19 protein-coding genes and 1 tRNA gene are annotated in these 19,489 nt (G+C 39.9%); 18 read left to right on the top strand and 2 right to left on the bottom strand.

Going from position 1 to position 19,489, the window contains the following annotated elements; all coding sequences use genetic code 11:
* Positions 1 to 61 precede the first annotated feature (61 nt).
* Positions 62 to 133 (bottom strand) — tRNA-Thr (locus tag ACFE90_RS07240).
* Between the two features lie 365 nt (positions 134 to 498).
* Between ACFE90_RS07240 and argF the strand changes: the two genes are divergently transcribed.
* The 11 genes from argF (at position 499) to ACFE90_RS07185 (ending at position 9,201) form a co-directional block, all read left to right on the top strand.
* Positions 499 to 1,419, top strand: a complete 921-nt coding sequence (gene argF, locus ACFE90_RS07235) for an ornithine carbamoyltransferase (protein WP_375499107.1) — start codon at positions 499 to 501, stop codon at positions 1,417 to 1,419.
* A 232-nt stretch (positions 1,420 to 1,651) separates the two neighbouring features.
* Positions 1,652 to 2,257 (top strand): transcriptional repressor LexA, encoded by a 606-nt coding sequence (gene lexA / locus ACFE90_RS07230; RefSeq protein WP_375499105.1) that lies wholly within the window; start codon positions 1,652 to 1,654, stop codon positions 2,255 to 2,257.
* Positions 2,258 to 2,342: 85 nt separating this feature from the next.
* Complete coding sequence (locus tag ACFE90_RS07225) at positions 2,343 to 3,818, top strand: DNA phosphorothioation system restriction enzyme (protein ID WP_375499103.1); 1,476 nt, start codon at positions 2,343 to 2,345, stop codon at positions 3,816 to 3,818.
* A 286-nt stretch (positions 3,819 to 4,104) separates the two neighbouring features.
* Entirely contained in the window at positions 4,105 to 4,278 is a 174-nt protein-coding gene (locus ACFE90_RS07220; protein WP_167407660.1) for a hypothetical protein, read from the top strand.
* Complete coding sequence (locus tag ACFE90_RS07215) at positions 4,275 to 6,347, top strand: AAA family ATPase (protein ID WP_375499101.1); 2,073 nt, start codon at positions 4,275 to 4,277, stop codon at positions 6,345 to 6,347. The genes ACFE90_RS07220 and ACFE90_RS07215 overlap by 4 nt, the downstream gene beginning before the upstream one ends.
* An 11-nt stretch (positions 6,348 to 6,358) precedes the next feature.
* A complete protein-coding gene (locus ACFE90_RS07210) occupies positions 6,359 to 6,934 on the top strand; it encodes a Uma2 family endonuclease (protein WP_375499099.1) in 576 nt (191 codons plus the stop codon).
* Between the two features lie 53 nt (positions 6,935 to 6,987).
* The gene (locus ACFE90_RS07205; RefSeq protein ID WP_375499097.1) at positions 6,988 to 7,224 is read left to right on the top strand and encodes a hypothetical protein; all 237 of its coding nucleotides are present in this window, start codon (positions 6,988 to 6,990) and stop codon (positions 7,222 to 7,224) included.
* Positions 7,221 to 7,487 carry a type II toxin-antitoxin system RelE/ParE family toxin gene (locus ACFE90_RS07200; protein ID WP_375499095.1) on the top strand — a complete coding sequence of 89 codons (267 nt, stop codon included), beginning with the start codon at positions 7,221 to 7,223 and terminating at the stop codon, positions 7,485 to 7,487. Before ACFE90_RS07205 ends, ACFE90_RS07200 begins: the two co-directional genes overlap by 4 nt.
* A 17-nt stretch (positions 7,488 to 7,504) precedes the next feature.
* The gene (locus ACFE90_RS07195; protein ID WP_375499093.1) at positions 7,505 to 7,642 is read left to right on the top strand and encodes a hypothetical protein; all 138 of its coding nucleotides are present in this window, start codon (positions 7,505 to 7,507) and stop codon (positions 7,640 to 7,642) included.
* 115 nt (positions 7,643 to 7,757) lie between these two features.
* Positions 7,758 to 8,228, top strand: a complete 471-nt coding sequence (locus tag ACFE90_RS07190) for a DNA phosphorothioation-associated protein 4 (RefSeq protein WP_375499091.1) — start codon at positions 7,758 to 7,760, stop codon at positions 8,226 to 8,228.
* A 31-nt stretch (positions 8,229 to 8,259) separates the two neighbouring features.
* Positions 8,260 to 9,201 (top strand): HNH endonuclease, encoded by a 942-nt coding sequence (locus ACFE90_RS07185; protein WP_375499089.1) that lies wholly within the window; start codon positions 8,260 to 8,262, stop codon positions 9,199 to 9,201.
* Here the strand turns inward: ACFE90_RS07185 and ACFE90_RS07180 are convergent, their stop codons facing one another.
* The gene (locus ACFE90_RS07180) at positions 9,202 to 10,800 is read right to left on the bottom strand and encodes a DGQHR domain-containing protein (protein WP_375499087.1); all 1,599 of its coding nucleotides are present in this window, start codon (positions 10,798 to 10,800) and stop codon (positions 9,202 to 9,204) included.
* 157 nt (positions 10,801 to 10,957) lie between these two features.
* Here ACFE90_RS07180 and dndC point away from each other — a divergent pair, with 157 nt between their 5' ends.
* The 7 genes from dndC (at position 10,958) to ACFE90_RS07145 (ending at position 19,371) form a co-directional block, all read left to right on the top strand.
* Positions 10,958 to 12,601, top strand: coding sequence for a DNA phosphorothioation system sulfurtransferase DndC (gene dndC, locus ACFE90_RS07175; protein ID WP_375499085.1), 1,644 nt, complete (start codon positions 10,958 to 10,960; stop codon positions 12,599 to 12,601).
* Positions 12,602 to 12,688: 87 nt separating this feature from the next.
* A complete protein-coding gene (gene tnpA, locus ACFE90_RS07170) occupies positions 12,689 to 13,102 on the top strand; it encodes an IS200/IS605 family transposase (protein ID WP_375499083.1) in 414 nt (137 codons plus the stop codon).
* Positions 13,103 to 13,297: 195 nt separating this feature from the next.
* Positions 13,298 to 15,283 (top strand): DNA sulfur modification protein DndD, encoded by a 1,986-nt coding sequence (gene dndD, locus ACFE90_RS07165; protein WP_375499081.1) that lies wholly within the window; start codon positions 13,298 to 13,300, stop codon positions 15,281 to 15,283.
* 41 nt (positions 15,284 to 15,324) lie between these two features.
* Positions 15,325 to 15,711, top strand: a complete 387-nt coding sequence (gene dndE / locus ACFE90_RS07160; RefSeq protein WP_375499079.1) for a DNA sulfur modification protein DndE — start codon at positions 15,325 to 15,327, stop codon at positions 15,709 to 15,711.
* Between the two features lie 51 nt (positions 15,712 to 15,762).
* Positions 15,763 to 17,220 (top strand): DNA phosphorothioation-associated putative methyltransferase, encoded by a 1,458-nt coding sequence (locus tag ACFE90_RS07155; protein ID WP_375499077.1) that lies wholly within the window; start codon positions 15,763 to 15,765, stop codon positions 17,218 to 17,220.
* Positions 17,221 to 17,464: 244 nt separating this feature from the next.
* Positions 17,465 to 18,979: an AmpG family muropeptide MFS transporter gene (locus ACFE90_RS07150; protein ID WP_375499075.1), complete on the top strand. Its 1,515-nt coding sequence runs from the start codon at positions 17,465 to 17,467 to the stop codon at positions 18,977 to 18,979.
* Positions 18,964 to 19,371, top strand: coding sequence for an ABC transporter permease (locus ACFE90_RS07145; RefSeq protein WP_109011378.1), 408 nt, complete (start codon positions 18,964 to 18,966; stop codon positions 19,369 to 19,371). The genes ACFE90_RS07150 and ACFE90_RS07145 overlap by 16 nt, the downstream gene beginning before the upstream one ends.
* The last annotated feature ends 118 nt before the right edge of the window (positions 19,372 to 19,489 follow it).

Below are 19,489 nucleotides of genomic sequence, written 5' to 3'. Positions count from 1 at the left end.
AAAACATATATTCCTGTAATATATAATCAAAAACCCCCGCATTTAGGGGATTTTTCGTTAAAGCCAGCAGCGGGATTTGAACTCGCGACCTTCCGATTACAAGTCGGATGCACTACCACTGTGCTATGCTGGCAAGTTTGCTAATTATTCTAAATTAGCAATCACGATTTATTATTGTACCATAATCAATTTATTTGTCTAGCTGTAATTGCTAAAAAATATGTCTCTCTTCAAAAATAAGGCTAGAAAAGTAGAGATTTTGGCAAGATTGCTGCTTTTTTGCCCCTAGATGGTTTAATTGGCGTTGCAACTGTGATTAATCAAAAAAATCAGTGATTCCACTTACTGGTAAAGTTGATAATTTAGTATATATGGCAAAAGCTAACTCAAATCCTGGGTTGGGTGCAAAAATATCTGGTACAGTTCTAAAACTGTATTTTCTTGACACGGCTGAATAAAGGAGCAGAAATATATAATTATTTTTTACAGATTATAAGCATGGCAGCATTGCTCGGACGAGATTTACTAAGTCTAGCGGACATCAGTCCTACGGAAGTTCAAGAACTCCTGCAATTGGCAACTCAACTTAAATCACAACAGTTGAAGTTGCAATGTAATAAAGTTTTGGGATTGTTGTTCTCCAAAGCTTCTACTCGCACGCGGGTAAGTTTTACGGTGGCGATGTACCAACTGGGTGGACAAGTTATTGATCTCAACCCTAATGTCACTCAAGTTAGTCGCGGGGAACCTTTACAGGATACAGCGCGGGTGTTAGAGCGATATCTGGATATTTTGGCAATTCGCACTTTTGCACAGCAAGATTTAGAAACTTTTGCTCACTATGCCAAGATTCCGGTAATTAATGCGCTTACCGATGCAGAACATCCTTGTCAGGTATTAGCTGATTTATTGACGATTCAAGAAAGCTTTAACAGCCTTGCTGGGTTAACTTTGACCTACGTGGGTGATGGGAATAATATGGCTAATTCTCTGATGTTGGGCTGTGCTTTGGTGGGGATGAATGTTAGAATTGCCACCCCTAGCGGATATGAGCCAGATTCTAAGATTGTAGAACAAGCAAAAGCGATCGCTAATAACAAAACGGAAGTCCTCGTAACTGACGATCCAGAATTAGCCGCCAAGAATTCTGCTGTACTTTACACTGATGTTTGGGCGAGTATGGGGCAAGAAGCAGAAGCAGACAACCGAATGCCAATTTTCCAGCCTTATCAAATTTCGGAGCAGCTATTGAGCCTTGCAAAACCAGAGGCAATTGTTTTACACTGCTTACCAGCCCATCGTGGTGAAGAAATTACCGAAGCTGTTATTGAAGGTTCTCAATCACGAGTTTGGGAACAGGCAGAAAATCGCTTGCACGCTCAAAAAGCTTTACTTGCAAGTATCTTAGGGGCAAAATGAAAAGAGTTAGGAGACGCGATTAATCGCGTCTGTACAAAAGTTAAGAGTCAGAATGGCGAGTGTGCAGCTGGCTCTTAACTCCTTAAAATTTGTAAAAATCAAGAATAAATTTGGTAAAAGAAAAGAGAATATTCTTGCTTTTGACTTTCATATTTTTATTTTTCTCTTGTTATGGGGAGTTTTTTGTAGTACTAATGTTCTAGAGACATTTATAATTACTTCCCACAAATTTATGGAACGTCTAACTGAAGCTCAACAAGAACTTTACGAATGGTTAGCAGAATACATCCGATCGCACCAGCATTCGCCTTCAATTCGGCAAATGATGCAAGCGATGAACTTGAAGTCACCAGCACCAATTCAAAGTCGCTTAGAGCATTTACGCACTAAAGGATATATTGAATGGACTGAAGGCCAAGCACGAACGATTAGGATTTTGCGTCCTGTGAAGCAAGGTGTACCAATTTTGGGCACGATCGCTGCTGGTGGTTTAATAGAACCGTTTACTGATGCTGTAGATCATTTAGACTTTTCTAATTTCAATTTACCTCCCCAAACCTATGCTTTGCGGGTAGCTGGCGATAGCATGATTGAAGATTTAATTACTGATGGCGATGTGGTATTTCTGCGTCCAGTAGCAGAACCAAATCATTTAAAAAATGGTACTATCGTTGCCGCCAGAGTCGATGGATTTGGTACAACATTAAAACGTTTTTATCGCCAAGGCGATCGCGTTACCCTCAAACCAGCAAATCCTAAGTACAATCCCATTGAAGTCATGGCTCAACAAGTGCAGGTGCAAGGTTCTCTCATAGGTGTTTGGCGCGGTTACAACTGAGTAATGGGGAGTGGGGAGTGGAAGAGAGATAACCAATGCCCAATGCCCATTAATTAGGGTTCGTTACCATCTTTGTGCTTAATATATGTACCTGACGAAAAATCCAGTGCAGCAACTGCCCACTTTCCGGTTGAAATTACCAATTGCAAGGGAAATTTTGGGCAGTTATTACACGCAACCATTACCAGGATGCCCAAGAATGCCTGTGTCTCTGCAATTGCGGCAATATCAGCGCCAAGCGATCGCTAGCTGGTTTACCAACAATGGCAGAGGGACGCTGAAAATGGCTACTGGTAGTGGTAAAACGATTACTGCATTAGCGATCGCCTGTGAACTCTACCAACAGATTAATTTACAAGTTCTGTTGGTAGTGTGTCCTTATCGTCATCTCGTCACCCAATGGGCGCGAGAATGTGAAAAATTTAATTTGCAACCCATTTTAGCTTTTGAGAATCTACGCACTTGGCAAAGTCAACTTTCTACCCAAATTTATAATCTGCGTTCTGGTTCTCAACGGTTTGTGACTGTGATTACTACGAACTCTACTTTAATTGGAGATGGTTTTCAGTCCCAACTCAAATATTTTCCCGCCAAAACTTTAATTATTGGGGATGAGGCGCATAATTTAGGCGCACCCAAGTTAGAAGAAAGTTTACCGCGCAGTGTTGGGTTGAGACTGGCTTTATCTGCCACACCGGAGAGATATTTTGATGATTTGGGGACGCAATCTCTATTTGATTATTTTGGCCCAGTTCTGCAACCGGAGTTTACTTTGAGGGATGCGATCGCTCAAGGTGCTTTGGTGCATTATCTCTATTATCCGGTGTTGGTAGAGTTAACTGAAGCAGAGAGTATTGCTTATTTAAAGTTAACTAAAAGAATCGGGCGATCGCTTCTTTATCGAGATCGAGAAAATGGCGAAGCGGGATTTGAAGACAATGAAGATTTAAAGCCGTTGTTGATGCAAAGAGCAAGGTTAATTGGTGTGGCGGAAAATAAATTAACCGCTTTGCGAGATTTAATGATCACTCGCCGCGAAACTACTCACACTCTTTTTTATTGCAGTGATGGTTCCCAAGAAGCGGGACAACGTTCATCGCTACGCCAACTTAAAGCTGTTGCTAAAATTCTGGGCGTAGATTTGGGGTACAAGGTAAGTACTTATACAGCACAAACAACTTTACAAGAAAGGGAAATTTTACGGCATCAATTTGAAAATGGAGAGTTGCAAGGTTTAGTCGCAATTCGTTGTTTAGATGAAGGTGTCGATATTCCAGCAATTCAAACTGCGGTGATTTTATCAAGTTCTGGTAATCCTCGCCAATTTATTCAGCGACGGGGGCGAGTTTTACGTCCTCATCCAGGTAAGGAACGCGCGACAATATTTGACATGATTGTTTTGCCACCAGATTTAGATAGAGAAACTATAGAAGTTGAGCGTAATCTTTTGAAAAAGGAATTACGGCGCTTTGTGGAGTTTGCTGATTTAGCTGATAACGCAGGCGTTGCAAGAATGAAGTTACTTGATTTACAAAAGCGATATGGTTTATTAGATATTTGATGAGCAATTGTAAAATTTTTCGAGTTTTGAAAAAAGAAGCATTAACTATGAAATAATAAAATTAGGAAGTTGATCATAATGGGATGTAAATAAAAGTTTTAAATCTAGTTATATCCCATTATGATCTAGATTACTTAAAACAAATAATAACAGAAAACAATTAAATAATAAAGTGTTTTTAAAATAAAATTAGGATTTTAAAGATAAGGCAAACAGTGGCTTTACGGAGGCTATTCCAGCACTAGAGAAAGTTAAAATATAGAAAAAGTTTATTTCAAAATCCGATATGTCACAAGAGGCAAATATCGATGATGTGCAGGAGCCAATAACCAGCGCTCCGCCAGAAGTGCGGCGAATTATTGAGCGGGTATGGAAGCTGGAAAAAGGCAGACTAGATAAAAAGATTAACAGCCATATAAATGATAATATTTTGGACATTATTAAGGAAGAGGTGCGATGAAGCTGACTTCAATCAAGCTATGCAACTTTCGCTCCTTTTATGGTACGACACCAGAGATGATTCTGGCTGGAGGAGATGTTGACAACACGACGATTATTCATGGTAATAATGGCTCTGGAAAAACTAGTTTACTGAATGCCTTTACTTGGGTATTATATGAGAAATTTAGTGCAGCGTTTGCATCGATAGAACAGTTGGTAAATAAGCGCGCGATCGCAGAAACCCAAAAAGGTCAAGCTGTAGAATGCTGGGTAGAAATTGGCTGGGAACATGAAGGTAAACGCTATCGAGTTAAACGCGCCTGTCGGGGTTATAAAAACGAAGGTGATTTTGACGCTGGCAAAACTCAATTAACTATGTGGGTTGGTGCGGATGATGGCAAATGGAATATACCAACTCAGCAACCAGACGATATAATTAATCAAATTTTACCCGCTACTCTACATCAATATTTTTTCTTTGACGGCGAACGAATTGAAGAAATAGTCCGTTCTGACAAAAAAGCTGAAATTGCCGAAGCTACAAAAATTTTCTTGGGTATAGAAGTAATTAACCGTTCCATCAGACATTTGGGAGATACTAAAAAAACTCTAGAAAATGAGTTAAAAGCTATTGGTGATTCTGAAACTAAACAACTATTACGACAGCAAGAAAAGATAGAACGAGAGCGTGAACGCATTACCAAAAGGCAAACAGAAATTAAAGAAGAGTTAGATTATCAACAAACTTTTAAAAAAGAGACAAGTAATCGTTTACGAGAACTGAGTGCTGCTAAGGAATTGCAAGAAAGATGGCAAGATTTAGAATCGCAGAAAGCGGCGAATCAAGAAGAATATAAAAAAACCAAGGAAGCGCTGAAAAAAGTTATCTCCGCGCGGGGTTATACAGTTTTACTGTCAGAAACTACATCCCAGTTCCGAGGAATTATCAATGATTTGAAGCAGCGTGGCGAGTTAACATCAGGAATTTCGCGGGAATTTGTGAATGATTTACTCAATTCTCAACGCTGTATTTGTGGCGCAGAATTACACGAGGGTAATCATTCTCATACTCATGTAAGTACCTGGTTAAATAAAGCAGGTTCCTCGGCGGTAGAAGAAACTGCAATTCGGATGAGCGCTCAAGTAGATGAAATTGATAAGCAAGCCATAGGATTTTGGCAAGAAGTTGATAGAGAACAAACTAGGATTAATCAATTAAGGCAAAGCATATCTCAAATTGAAGGCGATTTAGATAATATTCAAGAACGGTTACGAAAAGATGCTAATGAAGAAATTAGTAGTTTGCAAAAACGGTTAGATGAAATTGAAAGTAAAATTGATGAGTTAAATCGAGAGCAGGGTGCAAATCAGCAGCAAATTGCTCAATTCACAACTGAGATTGAAGGTTTAAATAAACAAATTGCAAAGCAAAAGCTGAATGAAGACAAGCAAACTTTAGCACAGCGACGAATTAACGCCACTCAAGATGCAATTGAACGGTTAACGGAAGTTAGAAATCGTCAAGAACAACAATTTCGCCTGCAACTAGAAAAGCGAGTGCAAGAAATATTTACAGAAATCTCTGTAACTCCATACATTCCTAAAATTAGTGAAAAATATGAACTGACATTAGTAGAAAATACCACAGGTATAGAAGCACCCGTTGCAGCTTCTACGGGGGAGAATCAAATTCTCAGTTTATCCTTTATTGCCAGCATCATTGACAAAGTACGGGAATGGAGTGAGAAGCGGAAAATGATGATGATTCCCGATAGTAGCACTTTCCCAATTGTGATGGATTCACCCTTCGGTAGTTTGGATGAGAATTCGCGGCGACACATTGCGAAGACAATTCCCCAATTAGCGAATCAGTTGATAGTTTTAGTTACTAAGACTCAGTGGCGGGGTGAAGTAGAAGCAGAAATGACAGACAGAATCGGTAAAGAATATGTGCTTACGTATTATTCATCTAAGCCTGATTGCGAACAAGATTATATTGAGTTGGGTGGAGAAAGATATCCTTTGGTGAAACAAAGTCCGAATGAGTATGAATATACTGAAATTATTGCGGTTGAACGTAATCTTTAAAGGATAAAGTTATGCTTGCGAGTCCAGACGGAAAGTATATGACACCTCAGGAATACCTGGAATGGGAAGAACACCAAGATATTAAATACGAATATATCAATGGTGAAGTCTTTGCCATGACTGGAGGTACAATTCCCCATACTAGTATTGCCTTAAACTTAGCTTCGGCGTTAAAAAGTCACCTTCGAGGAAGTTCCTGTCGGGCTTTTATGGCAGATGCAAAAGTAGGAGTAACTGAGAACGGGCCGTTTCACTACCCGGATGTTGTGGTGAGTTGTGATAAAAGAGATAGACAAGCTATTAAATTTATTCAATATCCTTGTGTAATTGTCGAAGTTCTCTCCCCCAGTACAGAAGCTTACGACAGAGGCAAAAAATTTATGCAGTATCGCCGTATCGAGACTTTACAAGAATATGTCCTCATTGATGCTGAAAAAATCAGTTTAGATTGCTTTCGTATAAATGACAAAGGGATTTGGGAATTACATCCTTATGAAGAAGCGGATGAAGTTCATTTAACTAGTGTTGATTTCCACTTTCCTATTTCTTTGGTTTATGAAGATGTTCAGTTTGCAACCTTAGTTTAGGCGAAACTAGAGATAGTGGCAGAAAAAGTAAACCCACGCTGGGATGATTAAAAATGACAGCACACGAAAGAGAACAGTTAATTAAAGATATCAACGTACTGCTACATCAAGCTTATGACAGTACTTTAGATGAAATTCACGCACTATTAAAAAGAATCGATGATGTAGATGATGAAGAAGACTTAAAAGCCATCAAAGAAGCTAGGGAAGATATACGCATTAATGGCACTGTGTCTTGGGATGAAATTCAAAACGAAATAAGGAATGAAATAAACAAGGATGTTGCGTGAGTTACGAAGTTAAATTCTCAAGGGGTGCGAAAAAGCAGTTTAGGAAACTACCTATAGACATACAACAGCGCATACAAACTAAAATCAACGACTTGGCAATAGAACCGCGTCTAAACGGGATAAAAAAATTACAAGGTGATAATAATTCATATCGTGTTCGAGTAGGAGATTATCGAGTTGTTTATGAAATAGATGATGATGTTTTGATAGTGACTGTAATTAAAGTAGGACATCGTAGCGAGATTTATAAAGATGAAAGTTAGCGGAGTGGGGAATATCGGTGCGATCGCTAATTTCGGTAGGAGTAGATCGTGCTAGTAATCCTGAAGAACCGGAAGTTTATCGCCGTGGTGAGGTGGTGAAGGCTGAACCCGCAGTGCCACGATGGACTATGTTAGTGGATAATTTATTTGTTTAAGCGATCGCCTATTCAATAGTATAAAAAAATACTTTAGATACTGCGTAAACAAAGCCTGCCGTAGCCATCGCTTTTAGCTTTCGGTTAAAATAGTAACAATGTAGATATTACAACAATGGCTGCAAACAGAATCAGGGTTGCTAAAGATAAGGCTGAGTTAGTGAAATCTCTAATCGCATCAAAAGACACAACTGGGCCTTTTCAAACTTATGTAGAAGTTATGGTGTTTGCAGCAGCATTAGGCGTTAAATATAAAAAGCGCGTTCCTTTGGGGGAAACTACAAAAAGAGAACCATCTCCAATTCCACAAGAAAATTTTGCTTCATTGGGATATGACTTAATTATTAAATTATTAGGAATCAATGAAACGCAAGATATCAATATACTCTCATCTAGAGAAGAACAAGATGAAGATAAACGCACTCAAATATTTGAAGAATATGCTAATGGAGGACTGGAAGTTTTACAAAACGAGTTACGGGGTTCTGTTGACTACTCAGAGCGACTTTTATTAGTTCTTATTTCTGAAAAAGGAACAAAAGAACAGCTAGAAGAAGAATTTGACCTCAGTAAATTCTTAAAATAATTTTTTTGCTTGCTTAATTAAGTTATTAAATATGAAAAATATAGCATATTATTGTCAACGTTTTGCTGAATTAAATGTGAGTAGTAGCCGCAAGCGTGGTAATGCTCAATATAAACCAATATTACTTTTGTCTGTAATTGACTTAATTGCACGAGGTGTCATTACTACTAATGAGATTCCAGTTTCAGACGAATTAGTTCAAACATTTGAGAGGTATTGGAATGTAATCGGTTCTCCCTCTTACAAAGGTGGTTTACACTATCCTTTCTTCCATCTGCAAACTGAGGGCTTTTGGTACTTAAAATTTAAGCCTGAGTTTAATGGGTTACAGCCAAAAACAATTAACAAACTAAGGGAAGCTGTTGAATACGCATACCTAGATAATGAATTATTTCACTTTTTGCAAGATGATTTTTTCAGAAAAGAACTAATTGATGCACTTGTGGCAGCTTTCTTTTCTGATAATGAAAATGATATAGAAGCTATTTTACAAATAAATCAAAGTTTTCAAGATGACACGGTAGAGATAGAAAAATTAATTGAAATAGGAAATTTAGAGAATAATCCAAGGTGGAGCTTGAAACGAGCAGTTATTAGAAATGCTTTTTTTAGAAAAGCAGTTGTATACATTTATGATTACAGATGTGCCTTTTGTGGACTGAGAGTAACTAAAAAAGTAAATCAAAATATTGTGGATGGCGCACACATTAAGCCATTTTCACAGTTTTATGATAATAAAATTTATAATGGAATTGCTCTTTGCAAAAATCATCATTGGGCATTTGATAGAGGTTGGTTTGCTGTAGATGAGCAATACAAAATTATAGTTAGCAATGATTTGGAAGAAGCATCTCCCTATGCTAAACCTATGAAAGATTTTCATGGTGAAACAATACTTCTACCAAATACAGAGCAACATTTTCCAGAACTGGAAGCGCTACAATGGCATCGCCAAAATATATTTCAAGCATAATTACAGGACAGGTGGAAGTCCTACCGCTTTCGGTTCAACAAACTTGCCATCAAAACCTATAGTTTTATCTTCTAGAGTCCTAGCATCCGCCAAAGCCTTACGAAGTTCAGCACGTTCCATCTGTTCCTGAATTCCACCCAGGATGTAAACCAATAACTTCGCCGCCAAATCTCGTCCAGCAACCTGCACTCGCTTTTTATTTGGGTCGTACAAAACCCCATACCACAGAGATTGGGGATATTCCATACCACTAAAGCCACCTTGCTGGTCAAACTTCCGTAGTTTCTTAAAAATATCTGCCAGCGAAAAACCTTTTTTAAAAACCAAAATTCCCAAAGCTTGGGCTAATGCAACTTGAGCAACCGGACGGAAAAGCATATTTCCTTCACCTCCATCCTTCTCAAAGCTGAAGCGCCGTAAAGCTGGTGTATCCTCGTGTTCTAAAATCTTATAACTGGAAAGACTAGCCAAAGAATCAAATAGCTTTCTAAATTCCTCAATTCCCTGCTCAAGTTCTTCATCCTCTGGACGCATGGGAATTAGACCTTTCTCCAAGGGTTTCCAGTGAGGGAACTTTTGAGCCAAATATCGCTCAGACATATCTTGTAGAGCTTGCAATGTCGTCAAAACTGTAGAATTGGAGGCTACTGTTGCACTATTCCAATTAACACGGGGATTACGCTCTTGTCGTTGTTCTAATAGTGGATGTGTAACTGCAATTTTTCTAGCAACGATCGCAAAACCATCATCTTCATTCAACTGTGTTAGCTGACCTTTAGTCAAGGGTGCAGCCATCAGGTTGACATGAACAAAAATCGATCTCACTCTCCGTCTCGCTTGGGTGCGAGTTTCCCCAGTCGCTACCGCACAGATGAACTCAATACCAATTTTTTCCTTGGGTAAATTTTGCAAGTAAGCAAGGTCTACTTGGTACTTTTCTATCAAATCATTTACTGTAATAAAACTGTCATCAGCACCTTTATCTTTTTTATAGCGCTGGAGTTTACGAGTTTTGATTAACTCCATCAACCCCTGCACCCCCATTAATCGGTGTTGACCATCTAGTGCATAAATAGTCACATCATCCTCAGAAATATTTAGCAGACCTACTTTAGCGTCTTTATCTAGGGGGATGAAATCTGTAGTAGATTTTGTGGCGCGTCCTTCACTATCCCACTCAGCAGCTTTGGGATTATCTACCCACGGTTGATTAATTACAACCAACACTGGCGGAAACTTATGGTTATGTCGAGCCGCTAAATATTGGACTAAAGGTGCTTGACGTGACCAATCAAGGGGACGCTGCTGAATTTCATCAATACTATCCGCGTCAATCTCGACATTATCAGTCTCTGGATTATACTTTTTTTGAAACAGAGGTAAGCCAGAGGCGAAGTGAACCCGACCTGCAAACCATTCCAAGGTAACAGAGCTAACATAAGCCTCAGTACCACCCATTTCGGTTTTTTGAACGAGAATCTGATCTTTTCTCCCTAAAAACTTCTCCAGGAGTAAAGCTAGTACCTGTTTTTCCTTGTTTTCTCGTTCCAGGTACTCTCTAGCGATGTCAGCCGTTGGGTCAGATGCACTATCTTTCATGTTAAATTTTAAAAACAGATTAGTCTTATGTAGTTTAATTATCCAAAAAATTGGATATTAGTAGTAAAGTTTTTAAAAACTTTTTTCAATCTCCACAAAGGTGGATTTTGTCTGTGTAGCCCGAATATTAGGCCAGCGTTTCTAAAGAGAAGGAGAAATGACTACAGCACAACAACCAGAAAAGACAGTTCAGCAAACACGTACTGTAGCAGAGTTAGTGGACTATATCCAAGCTCTCACCACTGAAATTCAAGAATTGTATTGTTTGGATGAGATACCTTGGGTGGTGGGCTATTCGGGTGGTAAAGATAGTACTGCTACTTTACAGCTTATCTGGAATGCGATCGCAGCACTACCACCAGAAAAACGGATTAAACCAGTTCATGTTATTACAACTGATACGCTAGTAGAAAATCCTGTAGTCTCTGTTTGGGTACGCAAATCCTTAGAAAGGATGAGGGTTACTGCTAAAGAACAGAAAATGCCCATAGAACCCCATTTATTACAACCAGAAATCAAAGAGACATTCTGGGTAAGCTTGATTGGTAAAGGTTATCCAACGCCGCGAGGAAAATTTCGTTGGTGTACAGACCGTCTAAAAATTCATCCTTCTAACCGCTTTATCCGTGATGTGGTTAGAGTAAATGGTGAAGTTATTCTTGTTTTAGGTACGCGTAAGGCTGAAAGTATCAAACGTGCTATCTCAATGGAGAAACATCAAGCAGGTAGCCTAAAAGATCGCCTCATTTCTGATTCAAGTTCAGCTACATCTCTGCTTTACCATAGTGCAAGCTTGCCTAATTCTTTAATATATAGCCCCATCGAAGATTGGCGTACTGATGAAGTTTGGATTTACTTAAATCAGTGGCAAAACCCTTGGGAATATAGTAACAAAGACCTGTTCACTATGTATCGAGGCGCTACAGCAGATAATGAATGTCCTCTAGTTGTTGATACTTCTACTGCTAGCTGTGGTGATTCTCGATTTGGGTGTTGGGTTTGCACAATTGTTAGTAAGGATAAATCAATGGAGGCAATGATTCAAAATGATGGAGAGAAAGAATGGATGCAGCCTCTATTAGATATCCGCAATGAATTAGATAATAGAGATGACCGCGATAAAAGAGACTTCCGTCGCATCTGGGGAGAAGTCCAACTTTTTGAGCGTCATGTAGATGGTGAAGCCTCTATTGAACCAATTCATGGCCCTTATACAAAATATTGGCGAGAACATTGGCTCAGACGATTATTAGAAGCACAAACAAAAACCCGTCGTACAGCGCCAGAAAATATGCGCGACATCACCCTAATTACTCTAGAAGAAATGAGCGAAATTCGCCGCATTTGGCTAGAAGACAAACACGAATTTGATGATAGCTTACCCCGGATTTATCAAGAAGTGACTGGCGAAGAATTTCAAGACCCCCGTCCTGGTGCTGATTATAGCCTACTAGGCCGTGATGAATGGATAGTATTAGAAGAAATCTGTGAAGGTGATGCGATGCACTTGGAACTCATGGCGAAATTGTTAGATACAGAACGCCAGTATCGCAAAAAAACTCGTCGCGTGGGGATATACGAAACCCTAGAAAAATGTTTTAATACGAGTTCCCGTTCTCCAGAAGACGCAATTAAAAATGCTCGTTTGAAACGTGAATTAAGCGAAGCAGTTAGTCAAGGTGATGTTGCCAAAGTCAAGCAGATGACTTTGGGCGATGTTGCAGCAATCAATGAAGTAGATGAAGGTGAAAGCGAAAGTGATGAACAGGTAAGTTGGGCAAGTATGAAATTTAAAAAGTAAAATTCAGAAGAATAGCAATAATAAAATACCGGGCGATTCAAAATCGCGGCTACACAGACGAAACCCACCTCCGTGGGTTAAAGAAAAATGAGAGCAAGTTTTACACAATTATATGTGCATTATGTTTGGGCAACCTGGGATAGATTGCCGCTAATTATGCCTGATATTCAAAAGCAAGTTTACGGAGCAATTATTCGGGAATGCGAACAGTTAAAGTGTACCGTAATTGCGATTGGTGGTATTGAAGATCATGTCCATCTTCTAACGGGTTTTACGCCAACCATCAGTGTATCTGATTTGGTTAAACAAATTAAGGGAAGTTCATCCCATTTTATCACTCACGAAATTAAGCCAGGTGAGTTTTTTAAATGGCAAGGTAGCTATGGAGCATTTACAGTTAGTCATGATGCCATTGATAATATAGCCAATTACATCAGAAACCAAGCTACCCACGATAGCCAAAAATCACTTATTCCCACCTGGGAACTAACTCCAAAATAAACCAACAATTATGTATGAATTTAGTCCACGTTCGCGTAGCGTTCCGTTCGCGCAGCGTCTCGAAGAGAAGGAAAGGTGGACTTTGCCTGTGTAGCCGCGAATTCCATTCGCCCGGTATCTGATGAACTCTACCTGTGTAGCCGCGAATTCCATTCGCCCGGTATTTATTTTCCCGATATTTAATAATCTCCAACCATGATATTTCTTGAACTCGTTTTACAAAACTTTGGCCCCTACAGTGGGAAACAGGTAATCAATCTTAACCCAAAAATTGATGAGGAAAACTCACACCCAATTATCCTCTTAGGTGGGATGAATGGCGGCGGAAAAACTACCCTTATGGATGCCATTCGTCTCGCCCTTTATGGCCCCCGCGCTCAATGTTCTACCCGTGGTAATTTAAGTTATAGCGATTTTCTCAATCAATGTGTTAACAATAAAATTGATCCAGTTGCAGACACCCGGATTGAATTACTTTTTGAACATATTGAAAACGATAAACCAATAAAATACCGTGTTGTGCGTAGTTGGACAAAAAATCCTAAAGACGGTAAAGATACGTTAGGTATTTTAGGTGACAGTGATACATGGCCTGATGCTTTAGTTAATATCTGGGATGAGTATATTGAAAATCTCCTGCCGTTAGGTATTTCTAACTTATTTCTCTTTGATGGTGAACAGGTTAAAGAACTAGCAGAACAAGAAATACCACCACCAGTTGTAGTAGACGCAATACGCGGACTTTTAGGGCTAGAGTTAGCAGATCGTTTAGCAGTTGATTTAGATATCTTAGTTAACCGTAAACTTAAAGAAGTTGGTAATAGTAAGGATTTAGCAAACCTAGAGGAAATTGAAACTAGGTTAACCCAACAGCAAGAAGATTATCAAACAACAGAAAATAAATTAGAAACTCTCAAAAATCAGGTAGAAGAGTTAGAACAAAAGCAGCAAGAAGCCTTTGATAAATTCATTTCTGAAGGTGGGAAGATTGCAGCAGAACGTAATCAACTAGAACTACAACAGGATACAAAAACTGCTGAGATTGAACAAGTACGTCAATTTATGTATGAATTAGCGGCTGATGTTTTACCTCTAGCATTAATTCCCAATTTGCTTAATCAGGTGCAAGCACAGGGGGAAAAAGAATTTCGCCATCAACAGGTACAAATGTCTAAAGATTTATTAATTGAGCGAGATCAGCGTTTACTGGCTTGGCTAAATCAAGTAGTACTCTCTCCGATACAAGTTGAAAAAATCCAATCATTTTTAATCCAAGATGTAGATAGTTTATATGCAAAGACTATCCAGCTAGAAGCACCTTGGTTATTAGCTGATGATGAGACTTTAAGTCAGCTAGATAATCTCATATATCACTTACAAAATTCTCAACTTTTTGCTAAAGAGAAATTAACTATTCTCATAAATAAAGAAGAAGAAATTCACACTCTGGAAAGACAAGTGCAAACAGCAGCAGCACCAGAAGATTATACAAAGCTGCGTAAAACACTAGAAACGGCCCAAAATCAAGTTGTTGAAGCTAAGGCAAATTACGAAACAATCCGCCGTCGTTTAGCTGAATTAGAAACTATTATTGCTAAGTCAAAAAAGGAATTAAGTGATTATACCGTAGAAAATATTAAACATAAAAATAGCGAACATATTATTAACTCTGCGGCTAAAGTGCAAAACACACTCAAGATTTTTCGTGAAAAATTAACCTTGAGAAAGCTCAATAAATTAGAGGAAGAAGTTAAAAATTGCTTCCTTTATCTTCTCCATAAATCAGATTTGGTGCATCGCATTACCATTGATACTAAGACTTTCAGCCTTTCACTTTACGATTTTAGTGGTAAACCTGTCCCTAAACATCGCCTCTCGGCTGGTGAAAAACAACTACTAGCGATCGCCTTCCTCTGGGGTTTAGCCAAAGTCTCTGGACACCGCCTACCTGTAGCAATCGATACGCCACTAGGTAGACTAGACTCCTCTCACCGCAGTAACTTAGTTGAACGTTACTTTCCATCTGCCAGTCATCAAGTGATTTTGTTATCTACGGATACTGAGATTGGCAAGAAAGAAGTTGAAACACTGCGAGAAAATGAAGCGATCGCTCGTGAATACCTGCTCAAATACGACTCCTCCACCCGCCAAACTACCATACAACCTGGTTATTTTTGGTAGTAAATATTATTAAAAAATTGAGCGATCGCAATTTCAAAATTATGGAATCATCAATAGAACGTATTCGTCTCTCCCAAACAGCTAAAGACCAACTTACCAAACTTAAGCGCAGCACCAAAATCGACCAATGGAATATCCTATGCCGTTGGGCGTTTTGTCGTTCCCTCGCAGAAGCAACCGCACCCTCCCCTGTCCCAATTCCCCAAGATAGCAACGTCGAAATGACTTGGCGCGTCTTTGGCGGCGAAATGTCCGATATACTCCTCCTCGCCCTCAAGCAACGCTGTCATAATGACGGTTATCCCACCGACAAAGAAACCCTCGCCATCCAATTCCGCTTACATTTACATCGCGGTATTGGTTACTTAGCAGGCGATCCAAATATCAAGAAAATTGAAGATTTAATTGAACTAGCGGTTAAAAATTGAAAGGATATTAGTTGACTGTTAACTCTTCACTGTTAACTGACAACTAATATTATGCCTGAAGCGTTAGAAATCGAGCGTCATAGAGCTGCGATCGCTCGCACTGACATATCTCGCCCCGTGCGATTGGCAATAGAATGGGCAATCCTAAATCCAGACACCACTTTTTTTGACTACGGTTGCGGCTACGGTGGTGATGTCCAGCGAGTAGCAAACTTAGGCTACACCAGTGCAGGCTGGGATCCTTACTACCATCCCGATGTACCACGCATCGCCGCCGATGTGGTCAACTTGGGCTATGTCCTTAACGTCATTGAAGACCCAGAAGAACGCCGTCAAAGCCTAATCCAAGCTTGGGAACTCACCGGGAAAGTTTTAATTGTCTCCGCTCAAATACTAATTAACGCTCCCAGCAAAACCCAACTTGCTTACAATGATGGCATTGTGACGCGCCGCAATACTTTTCAGAAATATTACGAACAAGAAGAACTCAAAACTTATATTGATGAAGTTTTAAATGTAGATGCAGTACCGATCGCACTAGGTGTCTACTTTGTTTTTCGAGATGAAGCTGAAAAAGAAAGTTACAAAGCTATCCGCTTCTTTTCTACCACCTCTACACCGCGAGTCCGCATCCCCATTAAGCGGTTTGAAGACTATCAAGAACAGCTGCAACCCTTAATGGCTTTTTTTACCAAGCGCGGTAGACTACCTGTGAAAGGCGAATTGGAAAATGAACAGGAATTACTGAATGAATTTGGTAACTTTCGCCGCGCCTTTGGCGTAGTTTTGCAAGCTACTGATGAGGCTGAATGGGACGCGATCGCTTACCGTCGTTCTCTGGATATTCAAGTTTATCTCGCCCTCACCCACTTTGATAAACGTCCTGCATGGCAGAAACTAGCCCCAGAAATGCGCCACGATATCAAAGCCTTTTTTAGTAGTTATGAAGAAGCGTGCCTTGTAGCCGACCAAAAACTTTTCAGCTTAGGTAAACCTGGGGTGATTCAAACTGCGTGCGAAAAAAGCAAAATTGGTAAACATACGCGTGGTGCGCTTTACGTCCATGTTTCAGCTTTAGCAGCACTTGACCCCGTACTACGAATTTGTGAAGGTTGCGCTAGCCGTACCATTGGGCGTGTCGATGAAGCTACATTAATCAAATATCACACTGATAAGCCGCAAATATCCTATCTGTCTTACCCCGAATTCGATACCAATCCCCACCCCGCGTTAAAAGCCAGCATAGGTATTGATTTAAAAACCCTATTTGTCACTCATCGAGACTACGAAACTAGGGCAAATCCACCGATTTTGCACCGTAAGGAAACATTTGTTACCAGCAACTACCCTCGTTACGAAGAATTTGCTAAACTCACCCAACAAGAACAGGAATTAGGGCTGCTTAACCAAAAAAGCGACATTGGTACGCGTGAAGGTTGGGAAAAATGCCTTGCTGCACACAGAGTAGAAATCAAGGAGCATCAGGTTTATCCAATTCAGAAAAGTTAAGGAAAAGCTAAGACTTTCCAAGCATTCTTGATGAGCATATCAGCCAAGAAGATTTGGTGCAAACTGGCGTATATGCATGAGATGGTATAGCAGATGTGGCAAGATAACTGCAATTGGCTAATACCAATTTTACGCGAAGCGCACAGCTTTATAATTCCTGTATTTGTATGATAGGCGCTTGCTGCGTCTGATAAGGTGCATTATTAAGTGAAATTAATCAAAGGTGATAAGGAATGTTTAAACAATGAGAGAAATGCAAGCACTGCGACAAGCTGTCCAAAGTCGTAAGATGGGTGCTTTGTTATTGCTAGGTTTTGCATCTGGCTTGCCGTTGTTTTTAACTAGTAGAACGTTGCAGCTGTGGATGCAAGATGCCAAGGTTGATATAGGGAAAATTACTTTATTTGGTCTGCTGGCTTTGCCTTATTCCCTGAAATTCTTATGGTCTCCTTTATTAGATAGATTTATACTGCCAGTGTTGGGAGGAAGGCGGGGTTGGTTAGTAATCACACAACTCGGATTAGCATTAGCGATCGCATTTCTAGCATTACAACAGCCTGCCCAAAATGATCAAGTACTACAAGTACTGGCAATCAACTGTCTGATTATCACTTTTTTGAGTGCCACCCAAGACATTGCCGGTGATGCCTACCGCACGGACATTTTAAATCCCCTAGAATCCAAAACAGGTGCATCAGTTTGGGTTCTAGGCTATCGTTTAGCCCTGTTTATTACCAGTTCCTTAGCTTTGGTATTAGCAGATCATATCCCTTGGAATGGTGTTTACTTACTCATGGCAGCTTTAATGGCAGGGAGTATACTGACAACTTTATGGGCACCAGCAGAACCAAAGATCCGCGACAACATACAAAAAGCTGCGCCTCTATCTTTTAAAGATGTCATTTTTCTGCTATTTATAACTGTGTTAGTAGTTGGATTAATCGGAGGTGTATTTGTCGGCTTTATCTCCCTACCTCTATTTTATTGGCTATTAGCAACTTTGATATTAGCCTGGATAGTCACGTCTTTGTTATTACCGACAGAGTTATTAGGTGAGGTAAGAGAAGATAGTCCGCCCCAAAATTTACAAGAAGCAATTTTCCTACCATTCAAGGAATTCTTTCACCGATTTGGGCTGACTCAAGGTAGCGTCATCCTAGTTTTTATCGTCCTCTATAAGCTAGGTGATTCTTTGGTGGGAATCACAGCGAATTTATTTTTGCGGGAAATCAGTTTTACCAAAACTGAGATTGGGGCAATTCAAGCTGGAATAGGTTTTCTAGCAACGACAGTCGGCGTATTAGTCGGTGGCGTCATTATGACTAGAATTAACCTCAATCGCAGTCTATGGATATTTGGCATACTGCAATTATTGAGTAACTTGGGTTATTATGCGTTAGCGGTTGCTGGCAAAGATTATTCGCTTTTAGTGTTGGCAGTGAACATCGAAAACTTCAGTGCTGGATTAGTCACAGTTGCTACAGTTGCATTTTTAATGAACCTTTGTAACCACCGCTTTACAACTACTCAGTTTGCTTTATTCTCTAGCTTAATGGCTATTAGTAGAGACGTTCTTTCAGCTCCTGCCGGAGATTGGGCTAAGGCCACAGGCTGGCCCTCATTTTTCTTACTAACCCTAGTAGCAGCCTTACCTGGATTGCTGCTTTTACCGTTAGTTGCCCCCTGGAACCCTCAGCCAGTGGCAGTATCCAGACCAGGACTTGAGGACGAAGAAGAGGATATATGGGGAATCAAGTAGTTATTGCTGTCGGCACATTTATTCTCTTACTCACTGGTTTATTACTTGGCTATGTTCTTTCACAGTTAGTTCTAGGATTTCTAGCATTTAACCTCCTAACTTTTTTCGGAACACTCAGCCTAATTTTAATTTTTGGTACACTTTATTACGTTTTATTTTGGCAGTTGCGAAGAGATCAATCTCGGCCATCAACTATAAATGAAGGGATACGAAACCAGGTAGACGATGGTGTATCTGATAGCTATCTCAAAAACAGGCTAATCGCTAAATTATCCGGTGACACTGCCGCTGCCGAACGGTTAATTGAACAAGCAAAGGAGACTTATCCTGGGATGCCGGAGAATTGGTATTGTGAGAGAGTCCTTGATGACTTAGAGCGCGATCGCCAATAGTATGGAAGCAGGGAGTAGGGAATGAGGAAGATGAGGAAGCAGGGGGAAGCAGGGAGCAAGGGAGAAGAGTTTTCCCCTGAGCAAGAGCAGCACCCCCGCCCCTCTGCCTCTTTTCAAT

The sequence above is a fragment of the uncultured Nostoc sp. genome, assembly GCF_964245445.1.
Classification (GTDB): Bacteria; Cyanobacteriota; Cyanobacteriia; order Cyanobacteriales; family Nostocaceae; genus Nostoc.
This window is presented reverse-complemented; position numbering and strand designations above follow the sequence as displayed.

Excerpts from the sequence above, each read along its gene's own strand:
- argF (WP_375499107.1), top strand. The coding sequence starts at position 499 with ATGGCAGCATTGCTCGGACGAGATTTACTAAGTCTAGCGGACATCAGT.
- lexA (WP_375499105.1), top strand. The coding sequence starts at position 1,652 with ATGGAACGTCTAACTGAAGCTCAACAAGAACTTTACGAATGGTTAGCA.
- ACFE90_RS07225 (WP_375499103.1), top strand. The coding sequence starts at position 2,343 with ATGTACCTGACGAAAAATCCAGTGCAGCAACTGCCCACTTTCCGGTTG.
- ACFE90_RS07220 (WP_167407660.1), top strand. The coding sequence starts at position 4,105 with ATGTCACAAGAGGCAAATATCGATGATGTGCAGGAGCCAATAACCAGC.
- ACFE90_RS07215 (WP_375499101.1), top strand. The coding sequence starts at position 4,275 with ATGAAGCTGACTTCAATCAAGCTATGCAACTTTCGCTCCTTTTATGGT.
- ACFE90_RS07210 (WP_375499099.1), top strand. The coding sequence starts at position 6,359 with ATGCTTGCGAGTCCAGACGGAAAGTATATGACACCTCAGGAATACCTG.
- ACFE90_RS07205 (WP_375499097.1), top strand. The coding sequence starts at position 6,988 with ATGACAGCACACGAAAGAGAACAGTTAATTAAAGATATCAACGTACTG.
- ACFE90_RS07190 (WP_375499091.1), top strand. The coding sequence starts at position 7,758 with ATGGCTGCAAACAGAATCAGGGTTGCTAAAGATAAGGCTGAGTTAGTG.
- ACFE90_RS07185 (WP_375499089.1), top strand. The coding sequence starts at position 8,260 with ATGAAAAATATAGCATATTATTGTCAACGTTTTGCTGAATTAAATGTG.
- ACFE90_RS07180 (WP_375499087.1), bottom strand. The coding sequence starts at position 10,800 with ATGAAAGATAGTGCATCTGACCCAACGGCTGACATCGCTAGAGAGTAC.
- dndC (WP_375499085.1), top strand. The coding sequence starts at position 10,958 with ATGACTACAGCACAACAACCAGAAAAGACAGTTCAGCAAACACGTACT.
- tnpA (WP_375499083.1), top strand. The coding sequence starts at position 12,689 with ATGAGAGCAAGTTTTACACAATTATATGTGCATTATGTTTGGGCAACC.
- dndD (WP_375499081.1), top strand. The coding sequence starts at position 13,298 with ATGATATTTCTTGAACTCGTTTTACAAAACTTTGGCCCCTACAGTGGG.
- dndE (WP_375499079.1), top strand. The coding sequence starts at position 15,325 with ATGGAATCATCAATAGAACGTATTCGTCTCTCCCAAACAGCTAAAGAC.
- ACFE90_RS07155 (WP_375499077.1), top strand. The coding sequence starts at position 15,763 with ATGCCTGAAGCGTTAGAAATCGAGCGTCATAGAGCTGCGATCGCTCGC.
- ACFE90_RS07150 (WP_375499075.1), top strand. The coding sequence starts at position 17,465 with ATGAGAGAAATGCAAGCACTGCGACAAGCTGTCCAAAGTCGTAAGATG.
- ACFE90_RS07145 (WP_109011378.1), top strand. The coding sequence starts at position 18,964 with ATGGGGAATCAAGTAGTTATTGCTGTCGGCACATTTATTCTCTTACTC.